We start from the raw sequence: 24,633 nt of genomic DNA on the forward strand, positions 1-24,633 counted from the left end.
TGGGCGAGGCACCGAGTGGTGGGGCAAAGACCTTTTGGTTACTTTTGGGGCGTTTGCCAAAAGTGACCCGCTGTAAGAGCGGAACCCTAAGTGGCTGTTACCGCAGCAACGGATATGTACACTCACGAAACCCGCTCCCCAATCACAACCCCATCCCGCCACCAAGCCGCCAAACTAAAGACGTTCGGCGCCTTGAGCAGCGAAAAATGATTCCCCGGCCCATACCAAACCTCCAACACCCCCACGCACCCGCGCCACCCCTCAACCATCAACCCCTGCTCCCGCTGATTCCCCGCCGCATCCAGGGTCGGGTCCTCCGCCAACACCAACCGCACCACCCCCTCATACCGCCGGGCAGGCCGATAAACCGTACGCAACGCCGAGGCATACGTGCGCGCCGGCCCATCCATCGCCTCCACCGAAGACCGCGCCGGCAACAACCCAACCCCCACCATCCCCCCATGCAACAACCGCCGCTGCTCCACTTCATCGCGCCCGGCAAAATCCACCGCATCAATCCCAAGCGACTTACCCGAAGCCACCTGCATCGACTCCACCAACCGCAACAACGCCGCCGTCGTGGTATAGGGCCGGCCCACCACCCCATTGCCCCCGGGCGCCTCGCTGTCGATCAACGTCAACGACGCCACCTCACGCCCCTGAGCCTGCAACCGCGTGGCCATCTCGAATACCACCCAGCCGCCAAACGAATGCCCCACCAAATGCACCGGCCCCGAAGGACATTCCTGCTCCAGCGCCTGCAAATAACAGCGCGCCGCCGCCTCAACCTGGCTATGGGGCACCACCTCCCCATCCAGCCCACGGGGCTGCAAGCCAAAGATCGGCCAGTCCCGGCCCAACGCCTCGGTCAACCCCACAAACCCCGTCACGCTATCCCCCGCCCCCGGTACACAGAAGATCGGTGCCTGCCCGGCGCGACCACTCTGGATCCGCAACAACGGCTGATGCACCGCCACAGCCGGCGCCTCACTCAACGCCAGGGCCTCAACCATCGCCTGCCCCAACGCCTGGATATGCGGTGCCTGCATCATGCTCTGGTGATCCCCCGGCACTTCAACCCGGCGCAGTTGCCCAGGGGCCAACGCTTCATCCCAACCCAAATCCAGGCTGCGTCGCGACAGCTCCGTCGGCCGCTCTGCGGCGCTGAACAGGTGCACCGCCAACGGCATCGGGAACAGGCTGTAATGCGCCAACGCATGCCCATGCCCGACTTCCCGCTGGATAAAACTCAACAGGTCCGCGTCCGAAGCCGCCGCCATCTGCGCGTACAGCAAATGCCGATCGCGGCAGCGTTGCAGCAAACCCGCAAAGTCCAGCTGTCCAATGTCCGCTTCCAGTTGCTCAAGGCTCGCCAACTCATCCACACCTCCCTGTGCCTTCCAATACGCCGTGCACTGCAACAGCAAATGCCGCTTGAGGGCATCCGGCCCGCTCCAGCGCGCCTTGCCCTGGTCGGTCATGCGCGGCACGTAGCTGTCGATCAACCCGAGGAATGCCACCGGTTCGTCCAGCCCCTGCAGTTGCATCGCCACTTCATAGGCCAACACCCCGCCGAACGACCAACCCGCCAGCCGATACGGCCCATGGGGCTGCACCGAGCGGATAATCCCCACCAGCCGCGCCGCCAGGCCTTCCATGGTCTGCAACTGCACCTCGCCAAGGGGTGCACCGGGCAAGCCATAGATCGGGTAGTCCCCGGGCAGGTGCCGGCCCAGCGCCGGGAAATACACGTCCATGCCGCTGAACTCATGCACCAGGAACAACGGCGGCTGGCTGCCGCTGGCGCGTACGGTGATCAGCGAGCTGTTGTCCTCCCGCGCCGTGCGCTGACCGAGCATCGAGGCGACCGAGGCCACGCTGGCGTGCTGGAACAGCTCGGCCAACGACACCTCAAGCCCCGCCTCTTCCATCAGGTTGACCAGCCGGATCGCCAGCAACGAATGGCCACCCAGTTCAAAGAAACTGTCATGCCGACCGACCTGCTCCAGCCGCAACACCTCGGCCCAGAGGCGTGCCAGGGTCTGTTCCAGCTCGTTCGCCGGCGCCTCGAACACGCGGCTCGCCGATGCCTCCAGCGCGGGCACCGGCAGGGCCTTGCGGTCGACCTTGCCGTTGGCTGTCAGGGGCATTTTTTCCAGCGGTACATAGGCCGATGGCACCATGTAGTCCGGCAGGTGCTGCAGCAGATGACTGCGCAACACTTCGATGGCCAGCGGCTCGCCGGTGTAGTACGCCACCAGGCGCTTGTCCCCCGGCGCATCTTCTCGTGCCAGCACCACCACATCCTTGATGCCGCTGCAGGTGGCCAGGCGTGCTTCGATCTCGCCCAACTCGATGCGGAAGCCGCGGATCTTCACCTGGTCGTCATTACGCCCGATGCACTCCAGCAGTCCGGCCGCCGACCAGCGCCCAAGGTCGCCGGTGCGGTACAACAAGCCATCGCCAAACGGATCATCGACAAACTTCTCGGCCGTCAGCTCCGGCCGGTTCAGGTACCCCTTGGCCACGCCATGCCCGCCAATGCAGATTTCCCCGACCACACCCAGCGGCACCGGCTGCAAGTGCGCATCCAGCAGGTGGATTTGCGTGTTGGCAATCGGCCTGCCGATCGGCACGCTTTCGGCATCGGCGGCGATGGCCTGCACTTCATGCGTGGTGGCGTAAGTGGTGGTTTCCGTCGGGCCGTAGCAATGCACCAGCCGCAGTGCCGGCGCCTGGGCCAGCAGGCTGCGGAACGCCGCCGGGTCGGCCCGTTCGCCGCCGCACAACAGGATGCGCAGCCCGGCCAACGCGTCGGGAATCAATTGCACGTACTGGTTGAACAGCGCAGTGGTGACGAACAGGATCGTCGCCCCGCCCGCCTTCAGTGCCCGGCCAAACGCGCCGGGGTCGAGCAAGGTCGCATGGTCGATCACCAGCACCTGGCCGCCGTTGAGCAAGGGGCCCCACACGTCCATGGTGCTCGCGTCGAACGCCGGGTTGGAAGCGAACGCCACGCGGTCATGGGCGTTGAAATCGGCGTAGCCGTTATTGATCACCAGCCGCGTGATGCCCCGGTGCGGTACCAGCACACCCTTGGGGGTGCCGGTGGAACCGGAGGTGTACATGATGTACGCCACGCGCTCCGAGGACTGCGACAGGTCCGGGTTGTGGCTCGGCTGCGGGTCCAGCGCCAGGGTGTCGAGGTCGATACGTCGGGCCGGGTAAGCGACAGGCTCGCTGCTGTGGGTCAACAGCCACACCGCGCCACTGTCCTGCACCATAAAGGCCTGGCGCTCGGCCGGGGCGTTGATGTCCAGCGGCACGTAGGCCGCCGCGCATTTGAGGATTGCCAGTTGGCTGAGCAACAGGTCAATCGAGCGCGGCAACAGGATCGCCACATGGTCGCCGGGCTGCACGCCCAGGTTGCGCAGGTGGTGCGCCAACTGGTTGGCGCGGGTGTTCAGCGCGCCGTAACTCAGGGTGTGTTCACCATGCACCACTGCGATAGCACCCGGGCGTGCCTGGGCCTGGGCTTCGAACAAACGCTGCACCGTATGTTCGTGAGGGAATTCGCGCTGGGTGGCGTTGAATTCCATCCGCAGTTTTTCACGCTCCGCCGCCGGCAGAATCGACAGTTGGCTGATTGAGCCCCCTGCATTCTGTTCCAGGGCCTGCACCAGTTGCTCCAGGGCAACATGCAGGTACTCGCAGAGGCGTGGCGCGCCCTGTCCCATCGCGTCAAAGCCAAACCCGTCGCCCAGGTCATCGACACTCAGGGACAGTGCAAAGTTGGTACGCTCCTCGGCCTTGAGCACCTGCATGCCCTGCCACGCCTCGGCTACGCCGCCAGCGTGCGGGGCGCTGTGGCGATAGTTGAACAGCACGCTGAACAGCGGCGTATTGGCCGGCAGCCCACTGCAACGCTGGGCCAGGGCCAGTGGCGCATGTTCGTGACTGAGCAACCGGGTCAGGCTTGCGTGGGTTGCCATCAGCGCTGCGTGCACCGTGCGCTCACCCAGGTCGACCCGCAGCGGCAAGGTGTTGATGAACACGCCCAAGGCACGTTCGGCGCCTTCGCCGCCTTGCAGCCGGCCCAGCAATACGGTGCCGAACACCACCTGCTCGCGGCCGGAAACCTTGCCCAGCACCTGCGCCCAGGCCAGGTGCATCAGGCTCGCAGCACTGACCCCAAGCTGCCGTGCCAGGGTGCGCAGGCGCCCGTTCAACAGCGGGTCGACGCGCAAATGTGCCTGTTGCGCTTCACCCGGTGCACTCAATGCCAGCGTCGGCTCATCGACCTCCCCGAGCATCTCGCGGAAGAACGCTTCGTGCTCTTCCTCGCGCATGCCCAACCGCGTCTGCGCCACATAATTGCGATACGGCACCGCCGCACCCAATTGCTCGCGCCGGCCGAGCAAGCACGCCTGCATCTCGTGCTGCAGCACCTCCAGCGCAACGTGGTCCATCACCAGATGATGGAACAGCAACAACGCAACCACCCGCTGGTTGGCCGGGTCCTCGGCGTATACCAGGCGCATCAGCGGTGCCTGAGCCAAGTTCAGCCGATGCTGTTCGAAGCGCGCCTGCAATTGCGCCAGCACATCGCCCGCCAGTTGAATCGGCTCAACCCGCAGCGAAGCCTGGCGCCACACCACCTGCACCGGTTCTTCCAGACCGTCCCAGTGCATCGACGAGCGCAGGATATCCTGCCGCTCGATCACCGCTTGCAACGCCTGGGCAAACGCTTCAAGGCGCTCGACGCTGGCGAAGGCAAACTGCGCCTGCAACAGGTACGCGTCACCCTGTTGCACTGCGCGGTGGTGATACAGGATCCCGGCCTGCAACGGCGCCAGCGGGTAAATGTCCTGAACGTTGGCCGCGCCACCGGGAATGCTCGCGACAAGGCGGTCGATGGCGGGTTGCTTCAGGTTCACCAGCGGGAGCATGTCCGGGGTGATCCGCGTGCAATCCGCGGCAATCCCATTGGCCGGCACCACCACTTCGCGGCCACCACCCACGGCAGCCGCCAAGGCTGCAAGGGTGGGTTGACCAAACAGGACTTTCACATCCGCCGGCAACCCGACCCGACGCATGCGGCCGATCAGGCTGGCGGCCAGCAGCGAATGGCCGCCCAGCTCGAAGAAATGGTCGTGCCGACCGACACGCTCCACCTTGAGCAAATCCGCCCAGAGGCCGGCCAGGGTGATTTCTGTTTCCCCCACAGGCGCGACGTACTCCCGGGCGCTCACCGATTCCAGGCCCGGCGCCGGCAGTGCCTTGCGGTCAAGCTTGCCATTGGGGCTCAGGGGCAAGGCCTCCAGGTGCATGAAGGTCGCCGGCACCATGTAGTCCGGCAACTGCTCCAGCAGATGGCTGCGCAGGGCGTCGATGTCGGCCTGCGTGCCGGTGTAGTAAGCCACCAGCCGTGAATCGCGGGCGACCACGGCGGCTTCGTTGATCTGCGGGAATTGCAGCAGTCGCGCCTGAATCTCACCCAGCTCGATGCGCAGCCCACGGATTTTCACCTGGTCGTCATTGCGGCCCAGGTACTCGATGGTGCCGTCCGGCAGGTAGCGCCCGACGTCGCCAGTGCGATACATCCGGCCCGCGCTGAACGGGTCCTTGAGGAAGCGCTCGGCCGTCAGCTCAGGACGGTGCAGGTAACCCCGGGCCACTTGCACACCGCCGATGAACAGCTCGCCCACCACACCCAATGGAACAGGCTGCAACTGCCCGTCCAGCAGGTACATGCGGGTGTTGGCAATCGGCTTGCCGATGGGGGTGTTGTCCGGCGTGACGGGCCCGGCGCAATCCCACGCCGTCACGTCCACCGCCGCTTCCGTCGGGCCATAAAGGTTGTACAAACCGATGCCCGGCAACTGCTGTTTGAAGCGGCGCACCAGGCTGCCGGGCAACGCTTCACCACTGCACATCACCCGCACCAGCCCGGCGCTCTGGCTGACATCGCCGTGGGCCAGGAACACGTCCAGCATCGAAGGCACAAAGTGCAGCGTGGTGATCTGCTCCGCCTCGATCACCTCACACAGGTAGGCCGGGTCTTTATGCCCGCCAGGACGCGCCATCACCAACCGCGCGCCGGTGAACAGCGGCCAGAAGAACTCCCACACCGACACGTCGAAGCTGAACGGGGTTTTCTGCAACACCCTGTCCTGGGCAGTCAGTCCGTACTCGTCCTGCATCCACAGCAGGCGGTTGACCACGCCCGCGTGCTCGTTGATCACGCCTTTCGGTTGGCCGGTAGAGCCCGAGGTGTAGATCACGTAGGCCTGATGCTGCGCGGTCAGCCCATCCACTCGTGGGTTGGACGTTGATTGGTGCTGCCAGGTGTTCCGGTCCAGGTCCACCAGCGGCACCGTGACGTCGCCCAGCAACGAACGGGTTTCGCCCTGCACCAACACGGCGGCCGGGGCGCTGTCCTTGAGCATGTAGGCGATGCGTTCCAGCGGATACGCCGGGTCCAGCGGCACATAACCGCCGCCCGCCTTGAGGATTGCGAACAGGCCAATGACCATCTCCAGGCCGCGCTCGACGCAAATCGCCACCCGCGAATCCGGCTGTACACCCCGCTCCCGCAGATGGTGCGCCAACTGATTGGCCCGTTCGTTCAGCTCGCGATAGCTCAGGCACTCCGAGCCTGCCTTCACCGCAAGCGCATCCGGCGTTCTCGCCACCTGGGCTTCGAACATACCGTGCAGCGTCTGGTCGAGGTTGTAACCCACGGCGGTGTCGTTGAAGTCGAACAGCAGATGCTGGCGCTCCTGATCGTCCAGCAAGTCAGCCTGCTCCAGCACCGCCTGATCGTTATCCACCATGGCCTGCAGCACGCGGGTGAAATAGCCGACATAGCGTTGCATGGTCGACTCGTCGAACAACGCGATGGCGTATTCCAGGGTGCCGCGAATTTCGCCCCGGGTCTCGCCGAGGTTCAGGGACAGGTCGAACTTGGCAAAGTGACTGTCCTCCACGATTCCTTCAAGGCTCAGGTCGCCGAGGGCCAGCACCGGCGCATCACTGTCCTGCCAGGTCAACATCGTCTGGAACAGCGGGCTATGGGCCAGGCTGCGCAATGGCCGGGTGATTTCCACCACCTGCTCAAACGGCAGATCCTGATGAGCCTGGGCGTCCAGCGCCAGCCCCTTGACCCGCGCCAGCAGCGCCTCGGCGCTCAGTTCGCCCGAGGTATCAATGCGCACTGCCAGGGTGTTGACGAACAACCCGATCAGGCCTTCCACCTCGGCCCGCTGGCGGTTGGCGACCGGCGAGCCGATCACCACTTCCTCCTGCCCGGCCAAACGCGCGAGCAACGAGGCCCACGCCGTCATCATCACCATGTACAGCGTGGTGCCGTGGCGCTGGCTGAGGGCCTTGAGCCCGGCGCTCAGGTGCTCATCCAGGTGCACGTCGACGCTGCTGCCGGCGTAGTCCTGCTGGGCCGGGCGTGGACGGTCGGTCGGCAACATCAGCAGCGCCGGCGCACCGGCCAGGGTGTGTTGCCAGTAGCGGCTCTGGCGATGCAGCACTTCGCCGCTCAGCCACAGGCGCTGCCATACGGCAAAGTCGCTGTACTGGATCGGCAACGGCGGCAGTGGGTCAGCCTCACCGTGGCTGAACGCCTGGTACAGCGCCATCAGTTCGCGGGTCAGCACGCCCATGGACCAGCCATCGGACACGATGTGGTGGATAGTCAGCAGCAGTACGTGGTGATCGTCGGCCATGATCACCAGGCGCCCGCGCAACAGCGGGCCGCGCTGCAAATCAAAAGGCGCCGAGGCTTCGCCCTGGATCAACGCGTCCAGCACCTGCTGTGCTTCGGGGTGGCGACGCAGGTCCTGGACTTGCAGGGGCATCACTTCTTCAGGCGGCACGATCAGCACCTGGGCGTCGTCATCCTGTTGGGCAAACCGGCTGCGCAAGGTCTCATGCCGCGCAACAATCCGCGCCAGGGCCCGTTGCAGCGCGTCGACGTGCAACTGCCCGCGCAGGCGCAGGCCGATGGGAATGTTGTAGGCGGTGTTGGCACCCTCCATCAACGCCAGGAACCACAGGCGTTGCTGGGCAAACGACAACGGCAACTCCGTGTCCCGCGCCGCCGGCAGGATATCCGGCAAGGTGCTGCGCCCGGCCTGGGCCACTACCTGCGCCACCGCCGCCAGTTCGGCGTTGGCGAACAGTTCGCCCAGAGCCAGGTCGACCCCCAGTTGCTGGCGAACCTGGGACACCATGCGCATGGCCAGCAACGAATGGCCGCCCAACTCAAAGAAATGATCCTGGCGCCCAACACGTTCCACTTGCAACACATCGGCCCAGATCTGCGCGAGGACGGTTTCGATGTCGCCGTGGGGCGCCTCGTATTCGCGGGTGAAGACGGCGGCCAGGTCCGGCTTTGGCAGCGCCTTGCGGTCCAGTTTGCCGTTGGCGGTCAGGGGCAACGCATCGAGTTTCACGTAGGCCACCGGGACCATGTAGTCCGGCAGGTGCGCCACCAGGTGGGCGCGAATCGCGCCCACTTCAAGCGGTTCGAATTGCGGGTTTTCGGTGAAGTAAGCCACCAGCCGGGGCTGGCCCGGTTGGTCTTCACGGGCCAGCACCACGGCTTCCTGGAGACCGGGCAGCTGGTTGAGGCGGGTTTCGATTTCCCCCAGTTCGATGCGCACACCGCGGATTTTCACCTGGTCGTCGTTGCGGCCCAGGTACTCGATATTTCCGTCCGGCAACCAGCGCGCGAGGTCGCCGGTGCGGTACATGCGGCCCGAATTGAATGGGTCATCCAGGAAACGTTCGGCGGTCATTTCCGGGCGATTGAGGTAACCCCGCGCCACGCCCTTGCCGCCCACATACAGTTCACCGGCAACCCCCAAGGGCACCGGGCGCTGCTGTTCGTCCAGCAGGTAAACCGTGGCATTGGCGATGGGTTTGCCGATGTGCAACGGCTGCCCGGGCTCGATCCGCCCGGAGGTCGCCACCACCGTGGCTTCCGTGGGGCCGTAGTTGTTGATCACCTCGAAACGCTGGGCCCGGGTGAACTGGCGCAGGCGGTCGCCGCCAATCAGCAAGGTGCGCAGGGTCGGGTGCTCGATGTTCTGGCTGAACGCATATTCGGCCACCGGCGTGGGCAGGAAACACACGTCCAGCGGTTGTGCGCGCCACCAGTCCAGCAGCGCGTCGATATCTTCAGCGCCGTCGTGGGCCGGCGGCAGGTGCAAGGTGGCCCCCACGCACAGCGCCGGCCAGACTTCCCAGGCCATCGCGTCAAAGCCAAACCCGGCAACGCTCGCGGTGTGGCGGCCTGCGCACAGGTCAAACGCGATGCAGTGCCAGTCCACCAGGTTGGCCACGGTGTGATGTTCCACCATCACGCCCTTGGGCAGGCCGGTGGAGCCGGAGGTGTAGATCACGTAGGCCAGGTTGGACGGCGTGACAGCGACGTGCGGGTTGCTGGCCGTATGGTGATGCCAGGTAAAACGGTCCAGGTTGATCACCGGCACATCGAGCGCGGGCAGGCGCTCCAGCAGTGCATGCTGGGTCAGTACCGCGACCGGGGCGCTGTCGCCGAGCAGGTAGCTCAGGCGCTCGGCCGGGTGCGACGGGTCCACCGGCACATAGCAGGCGCCGGACTTGAGGATCGCCAGCAATCCGGCCAGGGTGTCCAGCCCGCGCCGGGCGACGATGGCCACGCGGTCGTCGGGTTTTACCCCCAGCGCCAGCAGGTGATGGGCCAGCAGGTTGGCTTGTTGATTCAACTCGGCGTAGGTCAGCTGGCGGCCCTGATACACGGCGGCCACCGCGTCCGGGGTCAGCAGGGTCTGGGCCTCGATACGCCCGTGCAGGGTGGTGCCTTGCGGGAAGTCGATGGCTGTCGCGTTGAACTGCTCCAGCAAGTGCCGCTGCTCCGCCTCGGGCAACACCGACAAGCGATTCAAGGGTGTTTCGGGTGCATCTTCCAGCGCCTGAACCAGGTTCCCCAGGGCAGTTTGCAGATAAGCGCACACCCGCTGCGGATCAACCTGGGCGCAGGCCAACAGGCTCAGGCTGAAGTCTTCGCCCAGGTCGTCGACGCTCAGGGTCAACGGGTAGTTGGTGCGTTCCTCGGAGCGCAACGCTTGAATACCCTGCCAGGCCGAGACCGCTTCGGCGCTCGCGCCGCCAGCGCTATGGCGGTAGTTGAGCAACGCGCTGAACAGCGGCGTCGGCGCCACTACACCGCTGCAACGCTGGGCCAAGGCCAGCGCCGCGTGTTCGTGACGCAGCAAGGTGGTCAGCCGGGCATGGGTCGCCTTGACCCCGGTGCGCACGTCTTCGGCGCCTACATCCACCCGCAACGGCAAGGTGTTGATAAAGATCCCCAGGGCACGGTCGGTGTCGTGGCTGCCCTGCATGCGGCCCATCAGCACCGTGCCGAACACCACCTGTTCCTTGCCCGCCAGCACTCCCAGCACCTGGGCCCAGCCCATGTGGAACAGGCTCGCGGCGCTGACGCCCAACTGCCGGGCCTGGGCGCGCAAGCGCCGGCTCAACTGCGGGGCCAGCGGCAGGCTGATCTCCTGGATGTTGTCGCCGTCGCCCTGCACATCCTGCAGGCCGTAGGGCAAGGTCGGCTCGCTGATGTCGCCGAGCATCTGCCGGAAGAACCCTTCGTGCTCCTGCTCGCTGATGCCCAAGCGCGCCTGGGCGACATAGTTGCGAAACGGCACCGCCTGGCCCAGTTCACCCGCCCTGCCCAGCAGGCAGGCTTGCATCTCGTGGCAGACCACTTCCAGCGCGCTGTGGTCCAGGGCCATGTGGTGGAACAACAGCATCGCCACCACCCGTTGGCCGGCTTCATCCCAGGCCCGCACCAGGCGCAGCAGCGGCGCGCGGGTCACGTCCATGCGGTAGTGGCGGCCATCGAACAGGCGATGCAACTGGGCGGCGATATCGCCGTCTGCCGGGTCCAGTTCAATCGCCTGCACCGGCAGGCGCGCGGTGCGCCAGACCACTTGCGACGGTTCTTCCAGGCCTTCCCAGACCACGCCGGTGCGCAGGATGTCGTGACGGTCGATCACCTGTTGCAAGGCCAGGGCAAAGCCCTCGAAACGCTCAAGGCTGTCGAAGGCAAACAGCGACTGCATGATGTACGGGTCGCCGTGCTCGGCACTCACATGGTGGTAGAGGATGCCCTCCTGCAACGGTGCCAGCGGGTAGATGTCCTGCACATTGGCGACGCCACCCTCGACGGTCTCCAGGATACGGTCGATGGACGCCTGGCTGAGGGTCGACAGGCTCAGCATCTGCGGGGTAATCGAGGTAGCGCCCGGTGGAATGCCATTGGCCGGCACCTGCACCTCACCGGCCTTGGTGGCCGAGTACTCCCCGGCCTTGATCAGCTCGATCAGCGCCGGCTTGTGTTCCCGCAGCGAGGCCACCAGTGCCGCGTCGCTCAGGGCCTGCTTGTTGCCTTGCACCGACAACTGATCGCCCTTGAGCGCCAGTTGCACATCCTTGGCCTTGAGTGTCGCCAACAGTTCGATGATGCTCACAGGACGATCTCCATTCGTTCGGTAATTGCGGCGTAGCCGGCCAGGGTCGGCTGTTCGAACAGGCCCCGCACATCGGCTTCCATGCCTTCCTGACGCAAGCGTCCGATCAAACTGACGGCCAGCAACGAGTGCCCGCCCAGCTCGAAAAAGTTGTCGTGACGCCCGACCCGCTCCACCTTCAGCAGCTCGGCCCACAGCCGCGCCAGGGTGATTTCGGTAGCGCCCACCGGGGCTTCGTACTCGCGCACAATCAGTGATTCCACACCCGGCGTCGGCAAGGCCTTGCGGTCGAGCTTGCCGTTGGGGCTCAGGGGCAGAGCGTCCAGATACACGAATACCGCAGGCACCATGTAGTCCGGCAAGCGCGCCAGCAGGTGCGTCCGCAACTGTTCGATATCGGCTGGCACGCCGGTGTAGTACGCCACCAGGCGTTCGTCGCGGGCCAACACGGCCGCTTCCTTCACCTGTGGGTACTCGGTCAGCCGCGCCTGGATTTCTCCGAGTTCAATACGCAGGCCACGGATTTTTACCTGGTCGTCATTACGGCCCAGGTACTCGATATTGCCATCCGGCAGGTAGCGCCCGACGTCACCGGTGCGGTACATCCGGCCTGGGTTGAACGGGTCCTTGAGGAAGCGCTCGGCCGTCAGCTCGGGACGGTGCAGGTAACCGCGAGCCACTTGCACACCGGCGATAAACAGCTCGCCCACCACGCCCAGCGGCACCGGTTGCAACCGGGCATCCAGCAGGTACATGCGGGTGTTGGCAATCGGCTTGCCGATAGGCGTGTTGTCCGGCACCACGGGCCTGGCGCAGTTCCAGGCGGTCACGTCCACCGCGGCTTCCGTCGGGCCATAGAGGTTGTACAAGCCGATGCCGGGCAATTGCTGCTTGAAGCGCCGCACCAGGCTGCCGGGCAAGGCTTCGCCGCTGCACATCACCCGCAGCAGCCCGGCGCCCTGGCTGACATCACCGTGGGCCAGGAACACATCGAGCATCGACGGCACGAAGTGCAAGGTGGTGATCTGTTCTGCCGCGATCACCTCGCACAGGTAAGCCGGCTCCTTGTGCCCGCCGGGGCGTGCCATGACCAGCCGCGCACCGGTGAACAGGGGCCAGAAGAACTCCCACACCGACACATCGAAGCTGAACGGGGTTTTCTGCAGTACCGCATCAGTGGCGTTCAGGCCGTAGGCGTCCTGCATCCATAGCAGGCGGTTGACCACACCCGCGTGCTCGTTGATCACGCCCTTGGGTTGGCCGGTGGAGCCGGAGGTGTAGATCACGTAGGCCTGGTGCTGCGCGGTCAACCCGGGAACCTGTGGGTTGGACAGCGGCTGGTGCGCCCAGGTGTTCTGGTCAAGATCCACCACCGGCACCGTCACGTAGCCCAGCAACGAACGGGTAGCGCCCTGCACCAGCAGCGCTGCGGGCTGGCTGTCTTGCAGCATGTAGGCGAGGCGATCCAGCGGGTACGCCGGGTCCAGCGGCACATAACCACCACCGGCCTTGAGGATCGCAAACAGACCGATGACCATCTCCAGACCACGCTCGACGCAAATCGCCACCCGCGCATCCGGCTGCACGCCCAGTTCCCGCAGGTGGTGCGCCAGTTGGTTGGCGCGCTGGTTCAGCTCGGCATAGGTCAGGCATTGCTCACCCGCCTTCACCGCCAATGCATCCGGCGTGCGCTCGACCTGGGCCTCGAACAGGCCGTGCAGGGTCTGCGCCAGGTCGTAGTCAACCTCGGTGGCATTGAAATCAAACAGCAGTTGCTGACGCTCTGCATCCCCCAGGATCGGCAGGCGGTCAAGGGCCTGGTGCGGCGCGTGCTCCAGGGCCTCCACCAACTGGGTCAACGCCATCTGCATATAACCGCAGACCCGTTGTGCGCCTACCTGGGCCGGGGTCAACGCGGTGAAGTCATAACCATCCCCCAGGTCATCGACGTTCAGGGTCAACGGATAGTTGGTGCGCCCGTCATTGGTCAGGGTCTGCATGCCTTCCCAGGCGTGCTGCGCGTCCTGTGAACGGGTGGCGCCGCCCCGGTGGCGATAATTGAGCATCGAGCTGAACAGCGGCAGCGGCGCCGCCACCCCGCTGCAACGCTGGGCCAGGGCCAGGGAAGCATGTTCATGGCCCAGCAGCGCGGTGAGCCGGGCATGGGTGCTGCGCACGCTGTCGCGCACGCCTTGCCCGTCGATATCCAGGCGCAATGGCAGGGTGTTGATGAACACGCCAAGGGCCCGGTCCGCGCCCTCGCCGCCCTGCATCCGGCCGACCAGCACCGTGCCAAACACCACATTCGGCTTGCCCGACGTCACCGCCAACACCTGCGCCCATGCCAGGTGGAACAGGCTCGCGGTGCTCACGCCCAGCAGGCGTGCCTGGGCCCTGAGGCGCCGGCTGACGGCAGCGTCCAGGTGATGCGTGAATTCTTCGATATCCCGACCATCGCCCTGCACATCCTGCAAGCCAAACGGCAGCGTCGGCTCGTGGATATCGCCAAGCATCTCGCGGAAGAACCCTTCATGCTCCTGCTCGCTGACACCCAGTCGCGCCTGCGCCACGTAATTGCGATAAGGCATCGGCGCGGCCTGCGGTGCGGGGTGCCCCAGCAGGTAGCCCTGCATTTCCCGCAGCACCACGTCGAACGCGGTGTGATCCAGCACGATGTGGTGATACAGCAGCACCGCCACCACCCGCTGATTGGCCGGGTCGTTGGCGTACATCAGGCGGATCAGCGGCGCCTGGGCGATGTCCAGCCGGTAGCGCCGGGCGTCGAAACGCTGATGCAGGCCGGCCAGCACATCACCGTCCAGATGCAGCGCTTCGACCGTCAATCGAGCCTTGCGCCACACCACTTGCACCGGCTGCGCCAAGCCTTCCCAGACCACGCCGGTCCGCAGGATGTCGTGGCGGTCGATCACCTGCTGCAAGGCCTGGGCGAAGCTGTCCAGGCGCGCCTGGGTATCGAATGCCAGGTGCGATTGCAGCAGGTACGGATCGCCCTGCTCCGCCGTGATGTAGTGGTAAAGAATGCCTTCCTGTAACGGTGCCAGCGGGTAAATATCCTGCACATTGGCGGCGCCACCCGGCACGCTGGCGACGATCTGGTCGATCATCGGCTGATCCAGCTCCACCAATGGCAGCATCGAGGGCGTGATGCGCGGGCAATCGGCGGCGATGGCATTCACCGGCACCACCACTTCCCGGCCGCTGCCCACTGCCGCTGCCAATGCCGCCAGCGTCGGCTGGCTGAACAGCACCCGCACATCGGCGCTGAGGCCGGCCTGGCGCATGCGCTCGATCAGGCTTACCGCCAGCAAGGAATGGCCGCCCAGCTCGAAGAAGTGGTCATGGCGGCCCACTTGCTCCACCTGCAACACCTCGGCCCAGATCCGCGCCAGGGTGGTCTCGACTTCGCCGCGTGGGGCTTCATATTCCCGGCTGAGCACGGCGGCCTGATCCGGTGCCGGCAGCGCCTTGCGGTCAAGCTTGCCGTTGGCGGTCAACGGCCAGCTGTCGAGTTTGACGTAGACCACCGGCACCATGGCCTCGGGCAGTTGGCTGTGCAGCTCGGCGCGCAGGGTTTCGATAACCAGCGGTTTTTGTTCGGTGAACCAGGCCACCAGGCGGCCGTCGCGCACCAGCACCACGGCTTCCTTGACGCCGTCGACGGCGGCCAGGCGGGTTTCGATTTCTCCCAGCTCGACGCGCACGCCCCGGACTTTTACCTGGTCGTCGTTGCGGCCCAGATATTCAATGTTGCCATCCGGCAGCCAGCGCGCCAGGTCGCCGGTGCGGTACATGCGGCCCGGGTTGAACGGGTCATCGAGGAATCGCTCGGCGGTCAGGTCCGGGCGATTCAGGTAGCCGCGGGCCACGCCGCGGCCGCCTACATACAGCTCACCGGCCACACCCACCGGCACCGGCCGTTGTTGTGCATCCAGCAGGTACACCGTGGCATTGGCCATCGGCTTGCCGATATGCAGCGGCTGGCCGGCGCGCACCCGGCCAGAGGTGGCGACCACCGTGGCTTCGGTGGGGCCGTAGTTGTTGATCACCGCGAAACGTCGCTCATGGCTGAACTGGCGCAGGCGATCACCGCCGATCAACAGGGTGCGCAGGCTTGGGTGCTCAAGGTCCTGGCTGAACGCGTACTCGGCCACCGGGGTGGGCAGGAAGCTCACGTCCAGCGGCTGGGCCAGCCACCAGGCCAGCAGTTCGTCGATGTTTTCATTGCCGACATGGGCCGGTGGCAGGTGCAAGGTCGCCCCCACGCACAATGCCGGCCAGACTTCCCAGGCCATGGCATCGAAACCGAAGCCGGCCACGCTGCTGGTGTGGCTGGCGGCCTGCAGGTCGAAGGCTTCACAGTGCCAATGCACCAGGTTTTCCACGGTGCGGTGTTCCACCATCACGCCTTTGGGCTGGCCGGTGGAGCCGGAGGTGTAGATCACATAGGCGAGGTTCGCCGGGGTCAGGCTGGCGACGTGGGGATTGGTGCCGTCGGGATAGGCGCCATGCAGATCGACGATGGCGATATCACCGAGCACGCCACGGGTGCTCTCTTCGGCCAGGACCGCGACCGGTGCGCTGTCTTGCAGCAGGTAAGCGATGCGCTCGGCCGGATAGGCCGGGTCTACCGGGACGTAGGCCGCGCCCGCCTTGAGAATCGCCAGCAGGCCCGCCAGCATCTGCGGGCCGCGTCGGCAGCAGATCGCCACACGGTCGTCGGGCTGTACGCCCAGCGCCAGCAAGTGATGGGCCAATTGGTTGGCGCGTTGGTTGAGCTGTTGGTACGTCAGGTGCTGGCCGTCCTGGCTCACGGCAATCGCCTGCGGCAGGCGCAGGGCCTGGGCTTCGAAAGCGCCGTGCAGGGTCTGCCCTTGCGGGTAGTCGCGGGCGGTGGCGTTGAAGCTGCGCAGCAGGTGTTCGCGTTCGCGGGCAGGCAGTACCGGCAACTGATGCAGCGGCGTTTGCGGCGCGTGCTCAAGGGCCTCCACCAGTTGCTCCAGCGCACTATGCATGGAGTCGCACAGGCGCTGCGCGCCGATGGATTCCAGCGCCAGTACCGTCAAGCCGAAGCCCGTACCGAGGTCATCCACACTCAAGGTCAGCGGGTAGTTGCTGCGCTCTTCGCCGCCGAGCAACTGCACACCTTCCCAGATACCGTGGCCGTCGCGGGCCATTTCGCCCGGGGTGCTGTGGCGGTAGTTGAGCAAGGCACTGAACAACGGCATCGAGGTCGGCACGCCGCTGCACCGCTGGGCCAGCGCCAGGGACGCATGTTCATGGCCCAGCAAGGCACTGAGCCGGGCGTGGGTCGCCTTGACGCCGGCACGTACCGCGCCGGCACCCACCTCCACCCGCAGCGGCAAGGTGTTGATGAACATGCCCAATGCCCGGTCGGCACCTTCGCCGGCTTGCATGCGGCCCATCAATACGGTGCCGAACACCACGTCCTGACGTCCCGACACCAGCCCGAGGACCTGGGCCCACGCGAGGTGCATCAGGCTCGCAGCGCTGACCCCCAGTTGCCGCGCCTGTTCACGAACCCGCAGCGCCAACCCTGCATCGACGGGCAATTCGGCCTCTTCGATATCCCGGCCATCGCCCTGCACATCCTGCACGCCGAAGGGCAGCGTGGGCTCGTCGACATCGGCGAGCATTTCACGGAAGAACTGCTCGTGTTCCTGGGCGCTGACACCCAGGCGAGCCTGGGCCACGTAGTGACGGAACGGTGCCGCGGCCGGCAAGTCATCGGCCTGGTTGAACAGGAACGCCCGCATTTCCTGGCCGACCACTTCCATGGCGGTGTGGTCCAGTGCCAGGTGATGGAACAGCAGGATCGCCGCGACCCGCTGGTTGGCCGGGTCCTGCGCATACACCATGCGCAGCAGCGGCGCCTGGGTGATATCCAGGCGATAGTGGCGGGCATCAAAACGCGCGTGCAGTTGTTCGATCACATCACCATCGGCCGGGTCCAGCGGGATGTGCTGTACGACCAATTCGGCATGACGCCACACCACTTGCACCGGGCTGTCCAAGCCTTCCCACACCACGCCGGTGCGCAGGATATCGTGGCGCGCCACGACCTTTTGCAGCGCGCCCATGAAGGCCTGCAAACGCTCGACGCTGTCAAACGCCATGCGCGATTGCAGCAGGTAGGGGTCACCCTGTTCGGCGCTGATGTGGTGGTAGAGGATGCCTTCCTGCAACGGCGCCAGCGGGTAGATATCCTGCACGTTGGCCGCACCGCCGGGCACCGTGGCCACGATGCGGTCGATGGCCGGCTGGTCCAGCTTGACCAGGGTCAGCATCGACGGCGCGATGTGCTCGCAGCCCGGCGCAATGCCGTTGGCCGGCACCACGATTTCCCGGCCACTGCCCACCGCCGCCGCCAGCGCCGCCAGGCTTGGCTGGTTGAACAGCACCCGCACATCGGCGCTCAGGCCCGCCTGGCGCATGCGCTCGATCAGGCTTACCGCCAGCAACGAATGGCCACCGAGTTCAAAGAAGTGGTCATAGCGCCCGACACGCTCGACCTTCAGCACGTCCTGCCAGATTTGCGCCAGCAGGGTTTCCACCTCGCCCTCCGGCGCTTCGAAACCACGGCTGAGCAGCGACGCCTGATCCGGCGCAGGCAGGCCCTTGCGGTCCAGCTTGCCATTCGCGGTCAGCGGCAACAGTTCCAGCCAGACATAGGCCGACGGCACCATGTAGTCCGGCAGCCGGCTTTGCAGGTGCGCGCGCAGCGCTTCAATACTCAGCGGCGCCTGGGCGGTGTAGTAAGCCACCAGGCGCTTGTCGCCGGGCTCATCTTCACGGGCCAGCACCACCGTGTCTTTGACGCCGGAAACGCTGGCGAGGCAGCTTTCGATTTCACCCGGCTCGATACGGAAACCCCGGATTTTCAGTTGATGGTCATTGCGGCCCTGGTACAGCAAGGTGCCGTCCGCCTGCCAGCTCGCCAGGTCGCCGGTGCGGTACAGCAGCCCATCGCCGAACGGGTCGACGATAAATTTCTCGGCGGTCAATTGCGGCTGGTTCAGGTAACCCTTGGCCACACCCGCGCCACCGATGTACAGCTCGCCAACCACGCCCAACGCCACCGGCTGCTGCCGTGCATCCAGCACGTAGGCACGGCTGTTGCCAATCGGTCGACCAATCGGAATACCGCCCTCACCCACCGACTTGATCTCGAAGGTGGTGGAAAACGTCGTGGCTTCGGTGGGGCCATAGCCATTCAGCAGGTGCTGCGGCGCGCCGTGCTCAAGCACCCGGGCGATCACCTGCGGGTCGAGCACATCGCCGCCGACGATCAGGTAGCGCAGTTGCCGGAACATCGGCATCAACCCGTCGGCGTACTGATGGAACAGCCCGGCGGTCATCCACAACACGCTGACGGATTGCTCCTGCAACAGGGCGCCAAACGCGGCCTGGGAAAGCAACGTGGCATGCTCGACCACCACCACGCAGCCGCCGTTGAGCAACGGCGCCCACACATCGAGGGTGCTGGCGTCGAACGCCGGGTTCGAGGCGAAGGCCACCCGGTCGCGGTGATTGAAGTCGGCGTAGCCGTTGTTGATCACCAATCGAGAGACGGCGCGATGGGGCACCTGCACGCCCTTGGGCGCACCGGTTGAGCCGGAGGTGTACATGATGTACGCCACGCTTTCGGCAGACTGGGACAGGTTCGGATTATGGGTCGGCTGATTGTCGAGGTTCAGCCCGTCGAGATCACGCAGCACCTGCCCGGCATGACTGTCCTGCACCATGAACGCCTGGCGTTCGTGCGGCGCATTGATGTCCAGCGGCACGTACACCGCCGCGCACTTGAGGATGGCCAGTTGGCTGACCAGCAGGTCGATGGAACGTGGCAGCGCGATGGCCACGCTGTCGCCCGGTTTTACACCCTGGTCGATCAAATAGTGGGCCAGGCGATTGGCCCGCAGGTTGAGTTCGCGGTACGTCAGCGACACGTCGCCGTGCACCACCGCCAGCGCGTCGGGGCTGGTCAGGACGCCGGCTTCGAAGATCCCGTGCACGGTGTGCGCAGCCGGGTAGGCGCGAGCAGTGGCGTTGAAATCCACCAGCACTTGATGCCGCTCGGCGGGTGGCAGGATCGACACTTGATGCAGCGGTGTGGTCGGCGCCTGTTGCAGTGCCGTGACCAGGTTGCGCAAGGCGCTGAGCATGTAGTCGCCGACGCGCTGCACATCCACCTCCGCCACGCCTTGCACGGTCAAGGCAAAGCCTGCGCCGAGGTCGTCGACGTTCAGCACCAGCGGGTAGTTGCTGCGCTCCTCGGAACTGAGGATTTCGATCCCGGCGTCGGCGAACGGGCTGGCGCCCGGCGCTTCACCCGGCGCGCTGTGGCGGTAGTTGAGCAAGGTGCTGAACAATGGCAGCGCACCGGACACGCCACTGCAACGCTGGGCCAGGGACAAGGACGCATGTTCATGCCCCAGCAACTGTGCCAGCCGCGCATGGGTGGCGCGCACGCCAGCCTGCACGCCCACCGCGCCGACACTGACCCGCAACGGCAAGGTATTGATGAACATCCCCAGCGCCCGGTCGGCGCCCTCGCCGCCGTGCAGCCGGCCCAGCAGCACGGTGCCGAAGACCACGTCGTCCTGGCCCGAGACCTGGCCGAGGACCTGGGCCCATGCCAGGTGCACCAGGCTTGCGGCACTCACCCCCAGTTGCCGGGCCTGCTCGCGAAGGCCCAGGCTGAGGGCCGGTTCCAATGCCACGTGCGCTTCGCGCACACCGCTGCCGTCGCGGTTCACGTCCTGCAAGCCGAAGGCCAGGGTCGGCTCGTCGATGTCGCCGAGCATTTCGCTGAAGAACGCCTCATGCTGCGCAGCGCTCACACCGAGGCGCGCCTGGGCCACGTAATTGCGGTATTGCACGGCGTCCGGCAGCAGGCCGGTTTCGCCTGCGAGGCTGGCGCTCATTTCTTCTACCAGCACCTGCAACGCGGTGTGGTCCAGCAGGATGTGGTGCAGCAGCAGGATGCCGACATGACGGCCCTGATCCTCGGCGTAGGCAAAGCGCATCAGCGAGGCGCGGGACAGGTCGAGGCGATAGTGGCGTGGGTCGAAGCGTGCTTGCAGTTGTGCCAGAACGTCGCTGTGTGGATCCACGTCGACCTGCTCAACCACCAGCAGTGCCTGGCGCAACACCACCTGCACCGGCTCGTCCAGGCCTTCCCACATGATGCCGGTGCGCAGAATATCGTTGCGCTCGATCACGCTTTGCAGCGCACAGATAAACGCCTCGACCGGCTGATGGCCGCTGAAGCTGAACTGCACCTGCAACACGTAGGGATCGCCCTCGGTGGTCGCCAGGTGGTGATAGAGGATGCCGGCCTGCAACGGGGCCAGACCGTAGATGTCCTGCACGTTACCGATACCGCCGGGCACGCTGGCGACGATATGGTCGATGGCCTGTTGGTCGAGGTCCACCAGCGGCAGCATATCCGGGGTGATGTGCCGGGTCGCTTCGCTGATCAGGTTGGCCGGGACCAGTACTTCATGCTGGCCGCCCACCGCAGCGGCCAGCGCAGCCAGGGTCGGCTGGCCGAACAGCACCCGCACATCGGCGCTCAGCTCGAGCTGGCGCATGCGCTCGATCAGCTTGACCGCCAGCAACGAATGGCCGCCCAGCTCGAAAAAGTTGTCCTGGCGCCCGACCCGGTCGACCTTGAGCAGGTCTTGCCAGAGACTCGCGATCGCGGTTTCCACCGCGCCTTGTGGCGCTTCATAACCACGACGGGCCAGGGCATCGGCGTCCGGTGCCGGCAAGGCCTTGCGGTCGAGCTTGCCGTTGGTGGTAAGCGGGAACGCGTCGAGCAGCACAAAGGCGCTGGGCACCATGTACTCGGCGAGGGACAGCAGCAGGTGGTCACGCAGCTCAGCGGCAGTGGGCGTGTGTTCAGGCTGGGCAATCACGTAGGCCACCAGGCGCTTGTCGCCCGGTTCGTCTTCGCGGGCAATCACCACGGCTTCGCGCACACCTTCGCAGGTGGCCAGGCGTGCTTCGATTTCCCCCAGTTCGATACGGAAACCGCGAATCTTAACCTGGTCGTCGTTGCGCCCCAGGTACTCGACACTGCCGTCGGCCAGCATCCGGCCGAGGTCACCGGTCTTGTACAGGCGCAGGCCGGTTGCGGGATCCGTCAGAAAACGTTCGGCCGTCAGCTCATCGCGGTTGAGATAACCCCGCGCCACGCCGGCACCGCCGACGTACAACTCCCCGACTACGCCGCTCGGCACCGGTTCGCGGCGGGCGTCCAGCACATACAGTTGCAAGTCGGGAATGCGCACGCCAATCGGGCTCACGCCCACCCGCTGTGCATCCGCCGCCTCCAGGGCACGGTAGGTCACATGCACGGTGGTTTCGGTGATGCCATACATGTTGACCAACCGCGTACCAGCGTTGGTCACCCGGGCGTACCACGGCTTGAGAATCCCCGGTTCCAGGGCTTCACCGCCGAAGATCACCTGGCGCAGCGAGTGCAGTTGCTGGCTGCGGCCCTGTGCCGCGATCAACTGGCGGAACGCGCTCGGCGTCTGGTTGAGAATACTGACGCCGGCTTCGCACAGCAGTGCGTAACACTCGTCCGGCGAGCGGCTGACCAGCTGCGGCACCACCAGCAACTGCCCGCCATGCATCAGCGCGCCCCAGATCTCCCACACCGAGAAGTCGAAGGCAAACGAGTGGAACAGCGCCCAGGTGTCATTGGCGTTGAACTTGAACCAGTGCTCGGTGGCGCTGAACAATCGCGCGACGTTGCGGTGTTCGATCATCACGCCCTTGGGCAGGCCGGTGGAGCCGGAGGTGTAGATCACATAGGCCAGGCTGGACGCGCTGATTGCAACGTTGGGGTTGACGATGGGCTCGTGCTGCAGGCTGTTGAGGTCGATCGACGTGGCGTCGCCCACCAGGTGGCGGGTGTCGTCCTGCACCAGCACCGCCAGCGGCGCGCTGTCTTTCAGGGTGTAGGCGATACGGCCCAGCGGGTAGGCCGGATCGATCGGCACATAACCCGCCCCAGCCTTGAGAATCCCCAGCAGTCCAATGATCATTTCCAGCCCGCGTTCGACACAGATCGCCACCCGGTCGTCCGGGCGGATGCCATGCTTGAGCAGGCAATGCGCAACCTGGTTGGCGCGCTCGTTCAGCTCGCGGTAGCTCAGGTGTTCGTGTTCAAAGCGCAGCGCGATGGCTTCGGGATGGCTGGCGGCATGAGCTTCGACTTGCTGGTGGATCAGGGCTGAATCGGCGTAGTGCTGGGTGCTGGCGTTAAGGCCATGCAGCAGATGCTGGCGTTCGGCGGCAGGCAGGATGCCCAGGTTGTGCAACGGTGCATCTGGCGTTTGTTCCAGGGCCAGCACCAGGTTTTCCAGGGCGGTGTGCAGGTAACCGGCAATGCGCGTCGCGCCGATGGAGGCGTCCACCATCACGGTAAAGGCAAAGCCTTCGCCCAGGTCATCGACGTTGACCGTCAGCGGGTAGTTGGTGCGTTCTTCGGCGCCCAACACCTGGATGCCTTCGGCGATGTCGATCACCGCCTGGGTGTCCGAGGCATCGCTGTGACGGTAATTGAGGATGGCACTGAACAACGGCGTGGGTGCGGCCACACCGCTGCAACGCTGGGCCAGGGCCAGGGAGGCGTGTTCGTGATCGAGCAATTCGGTCAGGCGTTTATGGGTGGTTTGTACGCCCTCGCGCACGCTTTGTTCGCCTACATCTACCCGTAGCGGCAGGGTGTTGATGAACATGCCCAGGGCCTGGTCGGAGCCCTCGCCTGCGCCCATGCGGCCGAGCATCACGCTGCCAAATACCACGGCTTCGCGAGCCGAGACCTTGCCCAGCACCCGGGCCAGCGCCAGGTGCATCACGCTGGCGGGACTGACACCCAACGGTCTGGCCTGGGCCCGTAGACGGCGACTTAGATCGCTGTCGACGGTGATGCGGGTTTCATCGATGCCATGGCCGTCACCCTGCACATCCTGGAGGCCGAACGGCAGGGTGGGTTCATCGATGTCGGCGAGCATTTCGCGGAAGAACGCTTCGTGAGCCTGTTCGCTGACGCCGTGGCGGACCTGGGCGATGTAGTTGCGAAACGGTACCGGAGCGCCGGCCTGTTCGGTCTGGCCGGCGAGGTGCAGCTGGATCTCCCGGCGCACTACGTCGAGGGCGGTGTGGTCGAGGATGGTGTGGTGGAACAGCAGCATGGCGACCACACGCTGGTTGCGCGGGTCTTCGGCAAACACCAGGCGCAGCAGCGGTGCCTGGCCGAGGTCCATGCGGTAGTTGCGTGCGTCGTAGAGGGCTTGCAGTTGGGTCAGTACATCGCCGTCGAGGCGGGCTTCTTCGCAGGCCAGCGAGGCCTTGCGCCAGACGACTTGCAGGGGTTCGTCGAGGCGATCCCAGGCCATCGAGGTGCGCAGGATATCGTGGCGGTCGATGACCCATTGCAAGGCCTGGGCGAAGGTTTCAAGACGGGCACGGCTGTCGAACACGAACTGCGCGTGCAGCACGTAGGGGTCGCCCTGGTGCGCTGACAGATGGTGGTAGAGCATGCCTTCCTGGAGGGGTGCCAGAGGGTAGATATCCTGCACATTCGCCGCCCCGCCGGGGATCGCGGCGACGATGCGGTCGATGGCGGGTTGGTCGAGGTTGACCAGGGGCAGCATGTCCGGGGTGATGCGATAGGCCGGGCTGAGCCAGTCGCCGCCGTGTTGGGCGACGAGGTCGAGCAGTTGGGGTTTGTGGGCGATCAGTTGGTCCCATAGGGCGTCATCCAGCGCGTCGTCGTCACCCAGGATGATCAGGTCGCCTTCGTCCATTTGCAGGCGGATCGGGTGGGTGGAAAGAGCTGCCAGTAATTTGCTGAACTGCATGGGGTAACCTGCTTTTTTGAGTCGGATACGGTTGAGGAGAAAGTCCGTTTTCAGCTGTCGCGTAAGTGCCTGGGAGGCCCGGTTTAAAGCGCGGGCGCAGTCGTGGGCCGGGAGGCTTCCCGCAGGGTTGGGAAATTAGAGGATTCGGGGGGTGGGGGGTGACATGGGAAGCG

Annotated in this window: 2 protein-coding genes; both read right to left on the reverse strand. The window is 65.4% G+C overall.

The features are described from left to right. Nucleotides 1–122 precede the first annotated feature (122 nt). The gene (locus QF039_RS17230) at nucleotides 123–11,540 is read right to left on the reverse strand and encodes a non-ribosomal peptide synthetase (RefSeq protein WP_307519661.1); all 11,418 of its coding nucleotides are present in this window, start codon (nucleotides 11,538–11,540) and stop codon (nucleotides 123–125) included. Beyond that, a complete protein-coding gene (locus QF039_RS17235; RefSeq protein ID WP_307519663.1) occupies nucleotides 11,537–24,460 on the reverse strand; it encodes a non-ribosomal peptide synthetase in 12,924 nt (4,307 codons plus the stop codon). Before QF039_RS17235 ends, QF039_RS17230 begins: the two co-directional genes overlap by 4 nt. Nucleotides 24,461–24,633: the final 173 nt, after the last annotated feature.

The organism is Pseudomonas sp. W2I6, assembly GCF_030815935.1.
GTDB lineage: Bacteria > Pseudomonadota > Gammaproteobacteria > Pseudomonadales > Pseudomonadaceae > Aquipseudomonas.